Annotated in this window: 16 protein-coding genes and 1 pseudogene; 13 read left to right on the top strand and 4 right to left on the bottom strand. The window is 70.5% G+C overall.

Annotated features, from left to right (window positions below):
- The 6 genes and pseudogenes from K206_RS42865 to bluB form a co-directional block, all read left to right on the top strand.
- Window positions 1–172, top strand: a pseudogene (locus K206_RS42865) (sulfurtransferase); the annotation flags it as partial.
- Window positions 173–265: 93 nt separating this feature from the next.
- On the top strand, window positions 266–1,261 hold the full coding sequence (locus K206_RS0115875; RefSeq protein ID WP_020203380.1) for a tripartite tricarboxylate transporter substrate binding protein: 996 nt from the start codon (window positions 266–268) through the stop codon (window positions 1,259–1,261).
- A gap of 9 nt (window positions 1,262–1,270) precedes the next feature.
- On the top strand, window positions 1,271–2,491 hold the full coding sequence (gene metC / locus K206_RS0115870) for a cystathionine beta-lyase (RefSeq protein ID WP_020203379.1): 1,221 nt from the start codon (window positions 1,271–1,273) through the stop codon (window positions 2,489–2,491).
- Window positions 2,492–2,543: 52 nt separating this feature from the next.
- Window positions 2,544–2,789, top strand: a complete 246-nt coding sequence (locus K206_RS0115865; protein WP_020203378.1) for an Arc family DNA-binding protein — start codon at window positions 2,544–2,546, stop codon at window positions 2,787–2,789.
- Window positions 2,786–3,205 carry a type II toxin-antitoxin system VapC family toxin gene (locus K206_RS0115860; protein ID WP_020203377.1) on the top strand — a complete coding sequence of 140 codons (420 nt, stop codon included), beginning with the start codon at window positions 2,786–2,788 and terminating at the stop codon, window positions 3,203–3,205. Before K206_RS0115865 ends, K206_RS0115860 begins: the two co-directional genes overlap by 4 nt.
- Before the next feature lie 31 nt (window positions 3,206–3,236).
- Window positions 3,237–3,902: a 5,6-dimethylbenzimidazole synthase gene (gene bluB / locus K206_RS0115855; protein WP_020203376.1), complete on the top strand. Its 666-nt coding sequence runs from the start codon at window positions 3,237–3,239 to the stop codon at window positions 3,900–3,902.
- 8 nt (window positions 3,903–3,910) lie between these two features.
- On the opposite strand, the gene K206_RS0115850 is transcribed toward bluB, so the two are convergent.
- On the bottom strand, window positions 3,911–4,381 hold the full coding sequence (locus K206_RS0115850; protein WP_020203375.1) for an Lrp/AsnC family transcriptional regulator: 471 nt from the start codon (window positions 4,379–4,381) through the stop codon (window positions 3,911–3,913).
- A gap of 127 nt (window positions 4,382–4,508) precedes the next feature.
- On the opposite strand from K206_RS0115850, the gene K206_RS42860 reads away from it, so the two are divergent.
- The 3 genes from K206_RS42860 to K206_RS0115835 all read left to right on the top strand — a co-directional run bounded on the left by K206_RS42860 (window position 4,509) and on the right by K206_RS0115835 (window position 7,196).
- Window positions 4,509–4,916, top strand: coding sequence for a hypothetical protein (locus tag K206_RS42860; protein ID WP_196812883.1), 408 nt, complete (start codon window positions 4,509–4,511; stop codon window positions 4,914–4,916).
- Window positions 4,873–5,817, top strand: a complete 945-nt coding sequence (locus K206_RS0115840) for a LysR substrate-binding domain-containing protein (RefSeq protein WP_020203373.1) — start codon at window positions 4,873–4,875, stop codon at window positions 5,815–5,817. The genes K206_RS42860 and K206_RS0115840 overlap by 44 nt, the downstream gene beginning before the upstream one ends.
- A 98-nt stretch (window positions 5,818–5,915) precedes the next feature.
- Window positions 5,916–7,196 carry an MFS transporter gene (locus K206_RS0115835; protein WP_020203372.1) on the top strand — a complete coding sequence of 427 codons (1,281 nt, stop codon included), beginning with the start codon at window positions 5,916–5,918 and terminating at the stop codon, window positions 7,194–7,196.
- 15 nt (window positions 7,197–7,211) lie between these two features.
- Here the strand turns inward: K206_RS0115835 and K206_RS0115830 are convergent, their stop codons facing one another.
- On the bottom strand, window positions 7,212–8,135 hold the full coding sequence (locus K206_RS0115830) for a LysR family transcriptional regulator (RefSeq protein WP_020203371.1): 924 nt from the start codon (window positions 8,133–8,135) through the stop codon (window positions 7,212–7,214).
- Between the two features lie 133 nt (window positions 8,136–8,268).
- Here K206_RS0115830 and metE point away from each other — a divergent pair, with 133 nt between their 5' ends.
- Both metE and K206_RS0115820 read left to right on the top strand, forming a co-directional pair.
- Window positions 8,269–10,632, top strand: coding sequence for a 5-methyltetrahydropteroyltriglutamate--homocysteine S-methyltransferase (gene metE / locus K206_RS0115825; RefSeq protein WP_020203370.1), 2,364 nt, complete (start codon window positions 8,269–8,271; stop codon window positions 10,630–10,632).
- 178 nt (window positions 10,633–10,810) lie between these two features.
- Entirely contained in the window at window positions 10,811–12,901 is a 2,091-nt protein-coding gene (locus K206_RS0115820; RefSeq protein ID WP_020203369.1) for a TonB-dependent receptor, read from the top strand.
- A gap of 46 nt (window positions 12,902–12,947) precedes the next feature.
- Here K206_RS0115820 and K206_RS0115815 read toward each other — a convergent pair whose 3' ends face one another.
- A complete protein-coding gene (locus tag K206_RS0115815) occupies window positions 12,948–14,357 on the bottom strand; it encodes a DUF1254 domain-containing protein (RefSeq protein ID WP_020203368.1) in 1,410 nt (469 codons plus the stop codon).
- An 884-nt stretch (window positions 14,358–15,241) separates the two neighbouring features.
- Here K206_RS0115815 and K206_RS38420 point away from each other — a divergent pair.
- Together K206_RS38420 and K206_RS0115805 are read left to right on the top strand one after the other, a co-directional pair.
- On the top strand, window positions 15,242–16,249 hold the full coding sequence (locus K206_RS38420) for a nitrous oxide reductase family maturation protein NosD (protein ID WP_020423801.1): 1,008 nt from the start codon (window positions 15,242–15,244) through the stop codon (window positions 16,247–16,249).
- Between the two features lie 219 nt (window positions 16,250–16,468).
- Window positions 16,469–16,675: a hypothetical protein gene (locus K206_RS0115805; RefSeq protein ID WP_020203366.1), complete on the top strand. Its 207-nt coding sequence runs from the start codon at window positions 16,469–16,471 to the stop codon at window positions 16,673–16,675.
- A 238-nt stretch (window positions 16,676–16,913) separates the two neighbouring features.
- Here the strand turns inward: K206_RS0115805 and K206_RS0115800 are convergent, their stop codons facing one another.
- The gene (locus K206_RS0115800; RefSeq protein ID WP_020203365.1) at window positions 16,914–17,873 is read right to left on the bottom strand and encodes an alpha/beta fold hydrolase; all 960 of its coding nucleotides are present in this window, start codon (window positions 17,871–17,873) and stop codon (window positions 16,914–16,916) included.
- Window position 17,874 lies beyond the last annotated feature (1 nt).

The following is a 17,874-nucleotide window of genomic DNA, read 5'->3' as shown; positions in this document are numbered from 1 at the left end:
CGACGATGCCGGCGCGGCGGTGCTGCCCGACGCGCGCTGCATCGATTTCCTGTTCTTCGTGCACGACCGCCACGACGGCAACAAGGAGGCCGCCCGCCGCTACCTGGCGTGGGAGACCAACCTGATCGGCCAGCTCGACGAGCAGGAGCTGGCCACTTTCCGCTTCGCCTGATCCGCCGCGCCGGGTCGCGTTTTTGCTTGTCCGCTCGTCCACTTGTTCGCTTCAGACATCGCTCCACGCCCAAAGCCAGAAAAGGAGGTCCCCATGTCTCGCCCCACGCAAGTCCTCGCCGGCGCCCTCGCCGCCACCGCCGTGCTGTGCGCCGGCCTCGCGGCGGCCCAGCCGCTCGCGCCCGTCGGCGGCTTTCCGGCCCAGCCGCTGCGCATCGTCTCGCCGTTCCCGGCCGGCGGCGGCAACGATGCCGTCACGCGCATCGTCGCCACCCACCTGGGCGAGGTGCTGGGGCAGACCGCCGTGACCGACAACCGCGGCGGCGCCGGCGGCAATATCGGCACGCGCTTCGTGGCCGAGTCCAAGCCGGACGGCTATACCCTGCTGACCTCGCAGGTCTCCGTGATGGCGGTCAACCCCTCGCTCTACAGCGCGCCCGGCTTCGACCCGGTGAAGCAGTTCGCGCCGGTCACGCAGATCAACGCCGCGCCCCTGGCCATCGTGGTGGCCGCCAACGCGCCGTGGCAGAGCTTTGCCGAACTGGCCGCGCAGGCCAGGGCCCAGCCGCACAAGATCACCTTCGCCACGCCCGGCAACGGCACGCTCTCGCACTTGGTCGGCGTGGTGCTGGACAAGGACAGCGGCGTCGCCCTGCAGCACGTGCCCTACAAAGGCGCGGGCCCGGCCATCAACGACCTGCTGGGCCACCAGGTGGACGTGCTGATCACCTCCACCTCGTCGGTGGCGGGCTTCATCCAGGGCGGGCGCATGCGCGCGCTGGCCGTCACCAGCCCGCGCCGGCTGGGCGTGTTCGCCAAGGTGCCGACGCTGGAAGAGCTCGGCTACCGCAATGCCCGCTTCGAGGACTGGTACGGCGTGTTCGTGCCGGCCGGCACCTCGCCCGAGCGCATCGCCCTGCTCAACCGCGCCATCGTGCAGGTGCTGCAGATGCCGGAGGTGGTCAAGCTCATCAACGACGGCGGCAGCGACGTGGTGGCCAGCAAGCCCGATGCGTTCGCGGCCCAGCTCAAGGGCGACATCGCGCGCTGGTCGCAGATCGTCAAGCTGTCCGGCGCGCACGTGGACTGAGGCCCGACGATGACACACCGCCCCCTGACCCGCCTCGTCCACGGCGGCCGCGCCACCGCCGTGGACGGCGGCCGGCCCGTCAATCCGCCGCTGGTGCGCGCCAGCACGGTACTGTTCGATTCCACCGCGCAGATGCGCGAGATGCGCGGCCGGCGCGGCAGCGAGCGCCTGTTTACCTACGGCGCGCGCGGCACCCCGACCGCCTTCGCGCTCGAAGACATGGTCACGGAACTCGAGGGCGGCTACCGCACGCGCCTGTTTCCGACCGGCCTGTCCGCCGCGGCCATGACCCTGCTGGCCTGCCTGCGCCCGGGCCAGCACGTGCTGCTGCCCGACTGCGTCTACGAGCCGGTGCGCAGGCTGGCCACGGGTTTTCTCGCCCAGCATGGCATCGCGGCCGGTTTCTACGCCGGCGACGGGCACGACGTGCAAGCCCGGCTGCGGCCCGAGACGCGGCTGGTCTACGTGGAAACGCCCGGCTCGCTGGCCTACGAGATGTGCGACCTGCCCGCCATCGCCGGCATCGCCCACCGCCACGGCGCGCTGGTCGCCGCCGACAACACCTGGGGCTCGGGCCTGCTCTACCGCCCGCTGGCGCTCGGCGCCGACATCTCGCTGATGGCCGCCACCAAATACCTGTCCGGCCATTCCGACGTGATGATGGGCACGGTCTGCGCCACCGAGGCCGCCTGGCCCGCGCTGGCCGGCGTGGCCGACGCCTTCGGCATCGCCGTCAGCCCGGACGACGCCTACCTGGTCCAGCGCGGCATGCGCACGCTCGGCGCGCGCATGGCCCAGCACGAGCGCGGCGCGCTCGCGGTGGCGCGCTGGCTGCAGGCGCGCTCCGAGGTGGCCGAGGTGTTCTGCCCCGCCCTGCCCGGCGACCCGGGCCACGCGCTGTGGCGGCGCGACTGCCACGGCACCAACGGGCTGCTGTCGTTCGCGCTGCGCGAGGCCGCGCCGGGCGCCGCCGGGCACTTCATCGACCACCTCGCGCTGTTCGGCATCGGCGCCTCGTGGGGCGGCTTCGAAAGCCTGGCGGTGCTCGCCGACATGCGCGGCGCGCGCAGCGTGACCGACTGGTCGGCGCGCGGACAGGTGGTGCGGCTGCATATCGGGCTGGAAGACAGCGACGACCTGATCGCGGACCTCGCGCGGGGCTTCGAGGCGATGGCGCGGATGGCCGCATACGGCATCGACAGCGGCGGCGGCGGCGAACAGCGCCGGTGACACGCGCCGCCCATGTGCTAGCATTGCATGCAACGCAAGCACGGGAGCCGGCATGGCAACGCTGACAATCCGCAATATCGACGAGGCGCTCAAGGCGCGCCTGCGCCTCGAAGCCGCCCAGCACGGGCGCTCGATGGAAGAAGAGGTGCGCGCCATCCTGCGGCAGGCGCTGAGCAAGCCGTATCGCACAGAGGGGCTGGGCAGCCGGATCCGGACGCATTTCGCGCACCTGTCCGACCCGGGCGTGCCGCTGCCTCCCCGCGACGAGCCGCCGCGCGCGGCGGACCTGCCGGAATGATCGTCCTCGACACCAACGTGCTGTCGGAGCTCATGCGCGCGGAGCCGGACGCGGCGGTCGTCGCGTGGCTGGACCGCGCTTCCGAGCAGGCCTTCGCGGTGACGGCCGTCACCGTCGCCGAATTGCTCACCGGCATCGCCCTGCTCGCGGATGGCCGGCGCAAGGCCGGGCTCTACGCGGCGGCGACCGGCATGCTCGACGCGGAATTCACCGGCTCCGTGCTGCCGTTCGACGCCGAGGCCGCGGGCTGCCATGCGGAAATCGTCACCATGCGCACCCGGGCCGGCCGCCCGATCAGCATGGCCGACGCGCAGATCGCGGCGATCTGCCTGCGGCACGGCGCCGTGCTCGCCACCCGCAACGGCAAGGACTTCGGCGGCATCGGCCTGACCGTGGTCAACCCGTGGCACGACTGAGCGGGACCTGCCTGCCCACCTGCATCCGCCCATGACCGACCACGCCGACGCCGTCTTCACGCCCCACGACCAGCAGCGCTTCTACGACCTCGTGGCGGCGCGCCGCGACATGCGCCATTTCATCGCTGGCGCAACCGTGGACGAAGCCGTGCTGCTGCGCCTGCTGCGGGCCGCGCACGCGGCGCCCTCGGTCGGCCTGATGCAGCCCTGGCGCTTCATCCGCATCGCCGATCCGGCCGTGCGGGAGGACATCGCCGCGCTGGTCGAGGCCGAGCGGCAGCGGACCGCGCTGGCGCTGGGCGAGCGCGATGCCGAATTCCTGCGGCTGAAGGTGGAAGGCGTGCGCGAATGCGCGGAGCTGCTGGTGGTGGCGCTGGCGCCGGACGACGGCACGGTGTTCGGCCGGCGCACCATGCCGCGCGAGATGGCGCTGTGCTCGGCGGCCTGCGCGGTCCAGAACCTGTGGCTGGCCGCGCGCGCGGAAAACCTCGGCATGGGCTGGGTCTCGATGTTCGCGCCCGAGGCGCTGGCCGCGCGGCTGCGCATGCCGCCGGGCGCGCAACCCATCGCCATCCTGTGCCTGGGGCCGGTGCGCGCGTTCTATCCGGCGCCGATGCTGGAAATCGAGAACTGGCGCCACGGCCGGCCGCTGGCGGCGTTCGTGGCCACGGACGGCTGGGACACGCCGGCGTCCTGAGCCGCGCCTCAAGGCGCCACGGAGGGCTCGCGCTTCATGGTGCGCAGCACGAAGGTGGAATGGCTGTGCCGCAGGCCGGGCAGCTTGTACAGCTTGTGGCGCAGGAACTGCTCGTAGCCTTCGGTGCCGGCGACCGCCACCTTGATGAGATAGTCGTACTCGCCGGTCAGCAGGTAGGCCTCCATCACCTCGGGCAATTCGGCCAGCGCCTCGCCGAAGCGGTCGAGCATGTCGTCGTCGTGCCGGTCGAGCGTGACCTCGATCAGCACGGTGTCGGGCAGGCCGAGCGCCTTCTGGTTCAGCAAGGCCGCATAGCCCTCGATCACCCCGCTGTCTTCCAGCGCGCGCACGCGGTTCCAGCACGGCGTGGGCGACAGGCCGACCTGCTCCGCGAGCTTGAGGTTGGAAAGCCGGCCGTCGCGCCGCAGCGCGCGCAGGATGCGGCGGTCGGTTTCGTCGAGTTTGGGAGAGCTTGCCATGACTTTGCGTGACAGAAAGAAGGATTCACCCACGATCCTATCATTCACGGATAATTCATCTCCATATTCGTGGGAATGGCAGGGAATAAAGAAGCCCATTCCGCGCCGCCGCTGGTAAATTTGTCGCATGAATCCGACGCCGCTTTCCAGCCCCGCCATGCTCCCCATGCCCACCCTGAATCTTGCGCTGCGCCTCGACCGCGGCGATGTCTTCGGCGCCATCGAATGGACGCTCGCCAATGCCCGCCGCACCGGCCTGACCCTGGCCGGCATGGATTTCGATGCCGCCGCGCCGTGGGCGCTGACGCTGTCGGTCGCCGCCGCGGACGCGGACCTGCTGGACCTGTTCGTCAGGCGGCTCGGGAACGGCGTGGACGTGCTGGAAGTGCGCGAGGTCGCTGCGCACGCCCCCGCCACCGCTCCCGCGCTTGCCGCCGCCGCGCCGGCTCGGTATCCTCAGGCCGCCAACAGGCTGCCCTCGGGAACGTCTCATGCCGCTTCGTCTTCCACCCCTCTCGGCGCTGCGCTTCTTTGAAGCCGCCGGCAGGCACCAGAGCTTCAAGCTCGCCGCCGCCGAGCTGAACGTGACGCCGAGCGCGGTCAGCCACGGCATCACCGGCCTGGAACAGGCGCTCGGCGTCGCGCTGTTCGTGCGCGAGCCGCGCGGGCTGGCGCTGACCCCGGCCGGGGCGGACTACCTGGCCTACATCTCCGAGGCCTTCGCGCTGATCGCCACCGGCACGCAGCGCCTGCCGGACCGCCGCGCCGGGCGCACCATCGCCGTGAGCTGCGCGCCGACGCTGGCGTCGCGCTGGCTGCTGCCGCGCCTGCACGATTTCCGCCGCCGCTGGCCGGACGTCAACGTGACCGTGGATACCTCGCGCCGGCTGGTGGGATTCCCCGCCGACGGCTTCGACTTCGCCATCCGCATGAGCCGCGCGCCGGTGCCCGGCACGGCGTGGGACCGCCTGTTCGGCGAGCAGTTGCTGCCGGTATGCAGCCCGGCCTGCCGCGCCGGCACGCTCGACGCGCAAGGCCATTTCGATCCGCGCCTGGCCACGCTGATCCACGTGGACACCGCCGGCGAGGACTGGCCCGCATGGCTGGCCGCCACCGGCATGCCGGACGCGGCGCCGGCCGGCAACCTGCGCTTCGACACCATCCAGCTCGCGCTGGAAGCCGCCGCCGCGGGCCTGGGCGTGGCGCTGGGACGGCGGCCGCTGGTGGACCGCGAACTGGCCGCCGGCACGCTGGTCACGCTGGGCGCGCCGCCGCTGGCCGCGCGCACGGCCTACTGGCTGGTCAGCGCCGAGGGCGCCGCCGAGACCCGGGGCCGGCCCGACCTCGCCGGCTTCCGGCAATGGCTGCTGGCCGAGGCGCGGGCCTGCGCGGAGCCCGTCGCGCCACCGGCGGCACCGGCGCCGGCCCTGCGCTGAGCGCGGGCACAGGTGAGCCCGCCTCACGCGCAGCCGAATTCTTTTCCTTTGTCGCGCGTGCCGCCCGCTGCCAGTATTGGCGCAGGAGGAACACCACCATGCCGACGGCGCCAGCCCAAGACCACCACGACCCGCGCAGGGGTTCCCTGCGCAACCCCGCGCTGCCGGTAGTGATCGCGGCCGCGCTGATCCTCAGCGCGGCGATGGGCGTGCGGCAGACCTTCGGGCTGTTCCTCGGTCCCCTGTCGTTCGACCGCGGCATGCCGGTCACGCTGATCGCGTTCGCCATCGCGCTGCATAACCTCGTATGGGGCCTGGCCCAGCCGTTCGCCGGCGCCGCGGCCGACCGCCACGGCTGCGCGCCGGTGGTGGCGTTCGGCGGCGCGGCCTTCGCGGCGGGCCTCGGGCTGGCGGCGGTGGCGCCGTCGGGCGCCATGCTGGTCATCGGCATGGGCGTGCTGGTCGGCATCGGCATCAGTTGCACCAGCTTCGGCGTGGTGCTGAGCGCGGTGGGCCGCGTGGCCACGCCCGCGCAGCGCAGCATGGCGATGGGCATCGCCAGCGCGGGCGGCTCGCTCGGGCAGGTGCTGGTGGTGCCGCTGGCGCAGTCGGTGCGCGCGGGCGCGGGTGTCGGCGCCTCGCTGTTCGTGCTCGCCGCGGTGATGCTGCTGGCCGCGCCGCTCGGCCTCATGCTCGAAAAGCGCCACGCCGGCGGCGCGCCCGCGCGGCAGGCGCCGGCGGAGCCGCTGCGCCCGGTGCTGGCGCTGGCAAGCCGCCACCGCGGCTACCGGCTGCTCACGCTCGGCTTCTTCACCTGCGGCTTCCAGCTGGCGTTCATCGGCACCCACTTGCCGGGCTACCTGACGCTGTGCCACCTGCCCGCCGGGCTGGGCGCGACCGCGCTGGCGCTGATCGGGCTGTTCAACATGGCGGGAAGCTGGGCCTGCGGCTGGCTGGGCGGGCGCTTCCGCCAGCAATACGTGCTGGGCTGGCTCTACCTCGTGCGCGGCGTGGCCATCGCCGCCTTCCTGCTGCTGCCCAAGAGCGCCACCTCGGTGATGGTGTTCGCGGCCGTGATGGGCCTGACGTGGCTCGGCACGGTACCGCTCACCAGCGGGCTGGTGGCCAAGGTGTTCGGCACGCGCCATCTCGGCACGCTGTTCGGCGTGGTCTTCCTCAGCCACCAGATCGGCTCCTTCCTCGGCGCGTGGCTGGGCGGCTTCATGTTCGACCTGACCGGCTCCTACTCGCTCGTGTGGGCCGCCACGGCGCTGGCCGGGCTGGTGGCGGCGCTGCTGCATTTCCCGATCGACGACAGCGTGGCCGGCACGCCCGCGCCGGTGGCGGCGCCGCGCGGCACGGCCCCGCGCTCCGCCTGACCCGCCACCGGAACGCTACCGGTTGTCCGCCAGCAGTTCGATGCCGTCCAGTTCGGCGGCGCAGGTGTCGCGCACGATGGAAACGAAGTCGCGCACGTAGGGCCGCTGCGCCAGCGCCGCCGGCGTGGTCGCGTACAACTCGCTCCACAGCCCCCGCGCGCCGATGCGCTTGGCCAGCACGTAGTCGTGGTCGACATAGTTCTTCACGCCCCAGTTCGGCAGCGCGGCCACGCCGCGGCGGCTGGCCACCAGCTGCAGCACCGCCACCGTGAGTTCGGCCGTACGCCGCTGCAGCTTGATGCCGGCCGGCTCCAGCACCTCGCGGATCAGGTCGATGCGCTGCTCGGGCACCGGGTAGGTGATGAGGGTCTCGCCGGCGAGGTCCTGCGCCTCGATGCGGCGCTTGTTGCGCAGCCGGTGCTCGTTGGCGATCACCGCCAGGATCTCGAAGCGGAACAGCGGCGCCACCGCCAGTCCGCGCTTGGCCGGCGGCAGCGAGCCGATCACCATGTCGGTCCGGCCTTCGGCCAGCAGCGCCAGCGGGTCGGCGTGGAAGCCCGCCACCAGATCCACCTCCACTTCCGGCCAGCGGCGGCGGAACTCGTCCATGACCGGCATCAGCCAGTCGAAGCAGGTATGGCATTCGAGCACGATGCGCAGCTCGCCGCGCGTGTCGCCCTTGAGCCGCGCGAGGTCGCGCTCGGCCGTGCTGATGGCGGCCAGCGTCTCGCGCGCCAGCGCCAGCAGGCGCTCGCCGGCGGGCGTGAAGCGCAGCCCCTGGCGGGTGCGGTCGAACAGCGGCAGGCCGTAGTGCGACTCGATGCCCTTGATCTGGTGCGACAGCGCCGACTGGCTCACGTGCACGCGCTCGGCCGCGGTGGCGAGCTTGCCCGATTCGGCGATCGCCACGAGGGAGCGCAGGTGCCTGACTTCGATCATGACTGGCCGCTCCGCCTGATATGAAACCTGATATGAAACTGATTCATACGTTGATTAAATCTTATCGCTTGATTCATTCTACGCCGGATCCGACACTGGGCGCCATCGTCACACACCACATACGGAGTACCAGATGGCACGGACACATATCGCGGGCTTTCCCCGCATCGGCGCCCAGCGCGAACTGAAATTCGCCCAGGAAGCCTTCTGGCGCGGCGAGACCGCCGAATCCGACCTGCGCGAAGTGGCCGCCGGCCTGCGCCGGCAACACTGGCAGGCCCAGGCCGAGGCGGGCCTGGACAGCGTGGCGGTGGGCGACTTCGCCTACTACGACCAGGTGCTCGGCACGAGCGCGCTGCTCGGCGCCCTGCCCGCGCGCTTCGGCTTCGACGCGAAGCAACTGAGCCTGGCGCAGTATTTCGAGCTGGCGCGCGGCAACAAGGCGCAGCCCGCGCTGGAAATGACCAAGTGGTTCGATACCAACTACCACTACCTGGTGCCCGAGCTTGGACCCGACACGCGCTTCGACGGCGGCGTGGACTGGTTCTTCGACGAGGTGGACGAGGCGCTGGCGCTGGGCCTGTCCGCCAAGCCGGTGCTGATCGGGCCGGTCACTTACCTGTGGCTGTCCAAGAGCCACGTCGAGGGCTTCAACCGCCTGAGCCTGCTGCCGGCGCTGGCGGCCGCCTATGCCCGCATCCTGGCGCGGCTGCGCGAGCGCGGCATCGAGTGGGTGCAGATCGACGAGCCGGCGCTGTGCCTGGACCTGGAGCCGGCCTGGCTCGACGCCTATGACAGCGCCTACGCGGCGCTGGCCGGCAGCGGCGTCAAGCTGCTGCTGGCCACCTACTTCGACACCGCCGCCGACCACGCCGCGCGCGCCGCCGCGCTGCCGGTGCAGGGCTTCCACGTCGACCTGGTGCGCGCGCCGCAGCAGCTCGACGCATGGCGCCGCGTGCTGCCGGCCGGCGCGGTGCTCTCGGCCGGCGTGATCGACGGCCGCAACATCTGGCGCGCCGACCTGCGCCGCGCGCTGGCCGTGCTGGCGCCGCTGCGGGCCGAGCTGGGCGAGCGCCTGTGGGTGGCGCCGTCCTGCTCGCTGCTGCACGTGCCGGTGTCGCTCGCGGCCGAGCACAAGCTCGATGCCGAGATCAAGAGCTGGCTGGCCTTCGCCACCGAGAAGCTCGCCGAAGTGAACGTGCTGGCGCGCGCGCTCGACGAAGGCGAAGCCGCCGTCGCCGCGCAGCTTGCCGCCAACGACGCCGCGCTGGCCTCGCGCCGCAACTCGCGCCGCGTGGTCAACCAGCAGGTGCAGGCGCGCATGGCCGCCATCACCGCCGACATGGCCGAGCGCGACAGCGCATTCGACGTGCGCATCGCCCGCCAGCGCGACGCGCTGCAACTGCCGGCGCTGCCCACCACCACCATCGGCTCGTTCCCGCAGACCGCGGCGATCCGCCAGACGCGCGCGGCCTACAAGCGCGGCGACATCGGCGCGCTGGAATACCTGCAGCGCATCCGCGCCGAGATCGAGACCGCCGTGCGCAAGCAGGAAGCGCTGGGCCTGGACGTGCTGGTGCACGGCGAGGCCGAGCGCAACGACATGGTGGAATATTTCGGTGAGCAGTTGTGCGGCTATGCGTTCACCGCCAACGGCTGGGTGCAGAGCTACGGCTCGCGCTGCGTCAAGCCGCCGGTGATCTACGGCGACGTGTACCGCCCCGAGCCGATGACGGTGGAGACCACGCGCTACGCGCAGTCGCTCACCGAGCGGCCGATGAAAGGCATGCTCACGGGCCCGGTGACGATGCTGCAATGGTCGTTCGTGCGCGACGACCAGCCGCGCTCGGCCACCGCGCTGCAACTCGCGCTGGCGATCCGCGACGAGGTGAGCGACCTCGAGCAGGCCGGCATCCGCGTGATCCAGATCGACGAGCCCGCGCTGCGCGAGGGCCTGCCGCTGCGCAAGGGCGACTGGGCCGCCTATCTCGCCTGGGCCGTGCATGCCTTCAAGATCTCGGCCGCCTCGGTGGCGGACCAGACGCAGATCCACACCCACATGTGCTATGCGGAGTTCAACGACATCCTGCCGGCCATCGCCGCGCTCGACGCGGACGTGATCACCATCGAGACCTCGCGCTCGGCGATGGAGCTGCTCGAAGGCTTCGGCGAGTTCGACTATCCCAACGAGATCGGGCCGGGCGTGTACGACATCCACTCGCCGCGCGTGCCCAGCGTGGAGGCCATCACGCATCTGCTCGAGCGCGCCTGCGAGGTGATTCCGCCGCAGCGGCTGTGGGTCAACCCGGACTGCGGCCTCAAGACGCGCGCATGGCCGGAGACCGAGGCCGCGCTGGCCAACATGGTGGCGGCCGCGCGCGCGCTGCGCGAGCGCGTCGGCAACGACGGCGCCGCGCGCTGGCAGCGTGCCGGCGCCGCGGGCCAGGCGGCGCATCACGCCACGCAAGCCTGCGACTGCGCCGGCCACGCGCGCTGAACCGGCGCGCCGGCCCTCCGCGCGGGCGGGCTGGCGCCGCCGTTTTCCCGCCGGCTTTCTTCCCTTGCGTCGCTGTGTCACATAGCGTGCGGCAAGCCTTGTTTCGTATCGTACGCGGCTTGTCCAGCACGATACGAGGCGCGTGTCCCACGCAGGACCGCCGCCACAAGGGAAGAAGATGAAACGAAGCAGATACTGGAGGCGGCGCGCCGCCGCGCTGCCCGCCGCGGCATTCACCACGGCCGCGCTGGCGCAGGCCGGCGCCGATGTCACGGTGACGCTGCCGGCCGCCACCGTGACCGCCCGCGCCGAAGGCTCGCTCACGGTGCCCGCCGTGAGCCTGCAGAAGGAAACGCTGTTCGGCACCGCCGGCTCGGTCGGCTTCGTCGACGCCGCCGCGTATGGCGACAGCTACGCCAGCAACCTGCGCGACGTGCTCAAGGACGCGCCGGGCGTGTACGTGCAGGAGCGCTACGGGCAGGAGCTGCGCCTGTCGGTGCGCGGCTCGGGCATCGCGCGCGGCTATCACGTGCGCGGGCTGGAAATCCTGCAGGACGGCGTGCCCACCAACTTCGCCGACGGCAGCGGCGACTACTACCAGATCGACCCGCTCGCGCTGAGCGCGGCCGAAGTCTACAAAGGCGGCAACGGGCTGGCCTACGGCAGCACCACGCTCGGCGGCGCGCTCAACTTCACCACGCCCACGGCGTTTACCGCCGAGGCGCGCAACGAGGTGCGCGTGGACGGCGGCAGCTTCGGCACGGCGCGCGCCAGCGGCCAGGTCTCGCGCCAGATCGGCGCGTTCGATTTCCTGGCCAGCCTGAGCGTCAACCACGCGGACGGCTTCCGCGCCCACGAGCGCGGCCAGTACGAGCAGTTCAACGCCAACTTCGGCTACCGCTTCAGCCCCGCGGTGGAGACACGCTTCTATCTCGGCGCCTACGTCGTCGACCAGCAGCTGCCGGGCTCGCTCTCGCTCGGCGACGCGCTCGGCAGCCCGCGCAAGGCTTCCGCCAGCGCGCTCTCGGGCGACCAGGCGCGCGACACGCGCACCGAGCGCGTGGCCAACGTCACCACGGTGAAGCTCGACAGCGGCCAGCTCGACTTCAGCACCTGGGTCATCCACAAGAGCCTGTACCACCCGATCTTCCAGGTCGTCGACCAGGACTACTGGACCTACGGCTTCGCGCCGCGCTACACCGGCACGCACACCATCGGCGGCCTGCGCAACCAGGTCATCGCCGGCGCGCGCTTCTTCGGCGGCAACAACGATGCGCGCCAGTTCGTCAACAACGCCGGCAACCGCGGCGCGCAGACCCTCAACGCGGCGCAGGACGCCTACAACTACGAGGCCTATCTCGAAGACCGCCTGTGGGTCACGCCCACGTTCGCGCTGATGGCCGGCGCCAAGGCCTACCGCAGCGTGCGCGACTACCACGACTACGGCGGCCTGCCCGCCAACCCGGCGGCCAGGTCGGACCGCGCCACCTTCAGCGGCGTCAATCCCAAGTTCGGCGTGCTGTGGGAACCCGCGCGCGACGTGCAGGCTTTCGCCGACATCACGCGCAGCACCGACGTGCCGGACTTCACCGACCTGAGCCAGACCATCGCCACGACCACGCGCTTCGTGCCGCTGGCCGCGCAGCATGGCTGGACGATGGAGATCGGCACGCGCGGCAAGCGCGAGCGCTTTGCCTGGGACGTGACGGCCTACCGCTCGCTGGTGCGCGACCAACTGCTGCAATACACCACCAACCCGGACGTGCCCGCCTCCACCTTCAACGCCGGGCGCACCACGCTGCAGGGCGTGGAGCTGGGCGTGTCCGGCGACGTGCTGCGCAATGTGTTCGGCGCCGGCGACGCGCTCACGCTGTCGCAACTGTGGAACTACAGCGATTTCCGCTTCGACAACGATGCGCAGTACGGCAACAACCGCATCGCGGGCGTGCCCGAGCACGTGCTGCGCACCACCGTCGCGTACAGCCGCGCGGGCGGACTGCGCGTGGCCGGCACCATCGACTGGGTGCCGGGCGGCGCCTACGTGGACTATGCGAATACCTTGCGCACGCCGGGCTACGCGCTGTTCGGCCTGCAGGCCAGCTACGCGTTCCGGGGCGGGGTGACGGTCTTCCTGGATGCCAGGAACCTGGGGAACAAGCGCTACGTGAGCGACTTCAGCACCGTGACGGACGCGCGCACGGCGAACACCGCGGTGTTCTATCCCGGCACGGGGCGCGCGTTCTATGCCGGGGTGAGGTACCGCTTCTGACAGACCGCGGCCGGGGCGGCGAGACCCGCCGCCCCGGCGCGTCCGGTCAGTCGATCCGCTCCACCGGCGGCGCCACCCAGGTGCCGTCGAGCACGGACTGCCCGGGCCAGTAGACGCGCAGCATCAGGTTGAAGCCGTCCGGCGGCGCCGGCAGCCAGTTGGATACCTGGCTGCCGGGCGGGCGCGCGTTCTGGATGGCGATGTCGAGCGAGCCGTCGCGGTTGTACCTGAGGCGGTCGCGGTCGCCGATGGCATAGCGGTTCAGCGGGTTCGCCACGAACGCCTGCTTGTCGTTGTAGAGCGTGAGCGACCAGAACGCATTGGTCGGCGGCAGCTGGTTCTTGTCGAAATGCATGACGTAGCGCTTCGATCCGTCCAGCGGCTTGCCGGCCGAATCGACGCGCGTGGCGGGATAGACCGCATCGGCAGGCAGGTTGGCGCCCAGCCCCACCCACGCGACCAGCGCGCGCTTGCCATAGGCGGTGCCGTAGTTGCCGAGGTCGCGGCGGACCGTCCATTCCGCCCCGGTATCGGCGGCGCGCTTGGCCGCGCCCGCGATGCCGGCCAGCGCGGTGGTGGCGCCTTCCTGCACGGCGCGGGCCGTGGCGGGCTCCAGCGCCGTCACCGAGAACGGCGCGCCGGGCATGATGCCGAGCTTCCTGATCGACTCGACCATCGCCGCGTCGGCCGGCGCCGGCGGGTTGGCCGGCAGCAGCGCGGCGAAGCGCGTGAAGAAGGCCTGCGCGTCCATCGCCGCGACCTGCTCGGCCGGCGGCGTTTCCGTGTCCACGGCATTGCCCGCCGGCGCCGCCTGCGACCGCGCCTTGCCGCCGCCCTGCCACGCCGACAGCGGCATCAGGCGGTACTGGCTCTGCAGGCGGCGCACCGCCGCGTAGTCCTTCTTGCCGTTGGTCTGGGTGCGGCCGATCAGCCAGACCATCTCGGTCGGGGCGCGGATTTCCTTCACGCCGGGCGGCAGCGTGCCGGTCCAGCGCGGGCCGGTGATGGCGAACACGGCTTTCCTGGTGCCCGTGGTGCGCTTGCCCGGCGAGGCGAACACATTGGTCCACGCATCCATCATCGGCATCAGGTAGTAGCGGCCGCGGGTATCGGGCAGCGACAGGATCTGCGGCTCCTCGCTCAGGTCCAGCCATGCCGTGGAATAGAGCGTGTCGGCGTTGGGGCTGACCACGTCGGTAAACGTGGCATCGGGAAAGCCGCGCATGTGCGCGAAGGTATTGGCCGGCGTGCGCGCGGTCATGACCTCGCGCGTGACGTCCATCAGCACCAGCGGATAAGCGTAGGTGAATACCTGGGCCGACAAGGCCTTGACCGTCGCATCCGGCTGGCTGGAGGCGCCCTGCGGCGCCTGCGCCTTCTGCGGTCCCGCGGCGCAACCTGCCAGCAGCAGGCCGAGGGCCGCCGCGCCCGCGATCTGGCGAATCGAAAAACTCATGACCCCGATCCCTTTTTTGGTTTGACTACCCGTCGTGCCGGTTACCGCTGAAGCGGAGATATTTTCCCGCACGAACGTGTGATTTTATTCGAACGATGATGGGCTGGCGAGTCCGGGCTTGTCAATTCGCGTGTCTGAATTAATGCGGTGCAGCGCACCAACGGCTGGCCTTATGGCCGGTGCGCCGGCGGGCCGGACGAAACCCCGCGCCGGCCGGCGCCGCCTGTGTCCGCATGGTTCTTGCGGGAGCGCGCCCGCGCGGCCCGGCCGGCTCGCGCCCCGACTCGCCGCGCGGCCACCGGGCCGCCCGGCCATTGATGCATTGACGCGCCGGGGCCGGCGCGCCATCCGGTTCTGCCTTTCCGCCAGGATTAGAGGGTAAACCACCCTCTGATCGGCCATTAAATACCGCCAAAAATAAGAGCATTCTTATATTAATTTCCAAAAACCGTAATTAGAATTCTCTCATCGCTGGCAGAGAAATTTCCTACGCCAGCCACGGAACCATCTCAACAGGGGGAGAGAAAAACAAGACGGGAAAATCATCCAACGGGGAAACACCAGACTATCCGGATCGAGACAGCGGGACCATTGAATAATCAATGGCCCCTGCCCGGCTACTGTCCGATATTACTGCCCGCGAAAATCGCGGGATAACCAGATTCATTCGATCAGAAAAATGGCACCCGCGGCCGGCCCGCGGGCGCGGGGCCGCCTTTTGTCCGGCGGATCCATAACACCTGTATTGCACCCGCACCGGAGGCGCCCTCATGTCCAACTGGAAACGACCCTTTCTTTATCGTCTTGGCCCGGGCATCGTCCTGCCCCTATCCCTGTTCTTGCCCGGCTGCGGCGGTGGCGGCGATGGCCCGGCCAGCGACAACATGCCATCCGCGGTACCGGGCGCGCCCACCTGCACGGCGCCGGCCGAAGTCACCGCCGATACCGTGCTCGACGGCGCCTGCGTCTACAGGCAGGCTTTCACCATCACCCGCTCCGGCGTCACGCTGGATTGCAGCGGCGCGCTCATCGACGGCCGCGGCACCGACGCCAAGGGCATCTACGTGAACTCGCGCGGCAACCCGCTAAGCAACGTCACCATCCGCAACTGCCGCCTCAAGGACCAGGCCTCGGCGGGCATCGCGGTCGGCTGGAGCGGCTCGCTCGCGGCCAGGCTGCAAACCTACTCCCGCGACGACATCTACGCGCGCACGCCGCAGCAGGTGCTGATCGAGAATGTCAGCGTGGCGGGCGCGGGCGACACCGGCATCTATATCGAGACCTACGCCTCCGGCATCACGCTGAGCCATGTCACCGTGACCGGCTCGCGCGGCCCGGGCGTGTACCTGGACGCCTCGACGCGCGACAACCGGATCGTGGACTCCACGTTCACCGGCAACGGCGTGCCGCGCACCCGCGAAGCCATCGCCATCGACTCCTCGGCCGGCAACGTGATCGCCGGCAACCAGTTCAGCGGCAACGCCCTGGCCGCCATCGCGCTCTACAAGAACTGCGGCGAGAACCAGGGCCCGACGCGCTGGCAGCACTCGGACCGCAACCTGATCCAGGACAACGATTTCGCCGCGCAGAGCGTGGGCGTGTGGATCGCGTCGCGGCAGAGCCGGGACCTGAGCAACTGGAATTGCGGCGATCCCTCCTACTATGCCGGCCGCTATTTCCTCGATTATGCGCAGGACAACCGGGTGATAAGCAACCGCTTCAGCAATGTCCGGCAGGGCGTGATCGTGGAGGACGACAATAATACGGTGAGCGGAAATACCTTTTCCGGCAGCAGAAGCGCCGACATCGTGACGGGCGCCCAATATCGCGCCATGTATCTCGGACGCCCCGTTTCGGGGCTGGTCGCGGAAAACAATACCTACCTGCCGTAGACGACGGGAAATGGCGGCAAGCTAACAGGAACCTTCCGATCAATAGGAATCCCCCGAAGGGGCGGGATTGTACCTGCGCGGTTGCGCACTACAATCCCGCTGCACAACACCGATGCCACACCGGAAACGCTGCCCGATGCCATACGGCAACACCAGCAGGGACCTTCAGAGTCTCTCAGAGGCGCGATACGGAGCAGGAATTACACAGGAAGCACCGCAATGACGTTTTATCTTCTGGGGTTCCTGGCTTTCGAAGCCATGTGGTTCTTTCCATTCAGGAAGGTCTTCCGCGCCGCGCACTTCGGCGCACCCTATGCCTACCTGTCGCTGATCCCGCTGATGGGTCCGCTGTTGTGCATCTGGATCCTGGCGGCGCGGCCGTGGCCGCTCAAGACCAAGCTCGTGCGCACCTTCTCCGTGTCCTGAGGGCTGCGCCCTGCGGCGCGCCGGCCACGGCACCATGCACGGAACACAGTGGCGAGGACATCGCGCGGTTCCGCCGGATGCCGAACGTCCATGACCATGCAGCGGCGGTCGCACCGCCCATGCGTGGCTTGAGCGGGAGGCATTGGCGTGGACCGGCGCTGGGGCCGGTCACGCGGCGGCGATGCTGCCCGGATGCAATCCGAATGCGGCCCGGATGCAGCCTGAATGCGGGCGGCGGTCAGGCCGGCGCGCCGGCCAGCCGCGTGCGCTCGGCCGCCGCCGCGAGCCAGGCCGCGGCCTGGTCCGGGATCGTGACCGGCAGCATGTGCCCGCCGGGCACCAGTTCCAGTTCCAGCGCCGGCAGCTTGTCCTTCATGGCCTGCCCGTGCGCGCGCCAGTCGAGGATGGCGTCGGCCGTGCCGTACAGGATGCTGACCGGCAGCGCCAGCGACGCATAGCGCCCGGCCATCGCGGGCAGGTCTTCCTCCAGGCTGGTCATGTCGGACGACGCGGCATAGAACGCGCCCGGCCGCAGGCCGAGCAGGCCGCCGCCGGCGGTCCCGAAATCCGCCGGCGGCCGCTCCGGGCTGAAGACGAATTCCAGCATGTCGCGCCCGCGCAGGATCGAGCGCGGGATGGCCAGCGTCCACGCAACCACGCGCCGCAGCGCGGCCGGCGACACCGCCAGCGCGCGGAACACGGCGGGCGGGCCCGCCACCGGATGCGTGAGCGGCGCGATCAGCGCCAGGCCGGCGGCCGTGCCCGGATGATCGAGCGCCACGCCAAGCGCGACCGCGCCGCCCAGCGAATGCCCCACCAGCAGCGGGTCTTTCAGGTCCAGCGCCCGCATGAACCGGGCGATGACCTCGCTCTGCTTGCGCAGGCGCGCCGACATGCCCGCCGGACGGGTCGAATACCCCGAGCCGGGCCGGTCGACCAGGATCACGCGGAAGCGCGGCGTCAGCCGCTCCAGCAGCGCGTAGGAGAAATTGCCGGTCTGGCCGCCCAGTCCGTGCACCATCACGATGACCGGCCCCTGGCCCTGGTCGATGTAGTGCAGGCGGGCGCCGTCGATCTCGATGAACTTGCCGCGCGGCGGCAGCGCCTTCTCGACCTTGCGCGCGATGAACGCAGTGAATGCCACCAGGCCGGCGATGACGGCGGCGACGATGGCAATGCAGGCAATCAGTATGGTCATG

Origin of the sequence: Cupriavidus sp. WS (assembly GCF_000395345.1) — a bacterium.
GTDB classification, from domain to species: domain Bacteria; phylum Pseudomonadota; class Gammaproteobacteria; order Burkholderiales; family Burkholderiaceae; genus Cupriavidus; species Cupriavidus basilensis_B.
The sequence above is the reverse complement of the archived record's forward strand: the minus strand, read 5'-3'. Positions and strand labels throughout refer to the sequence as shown.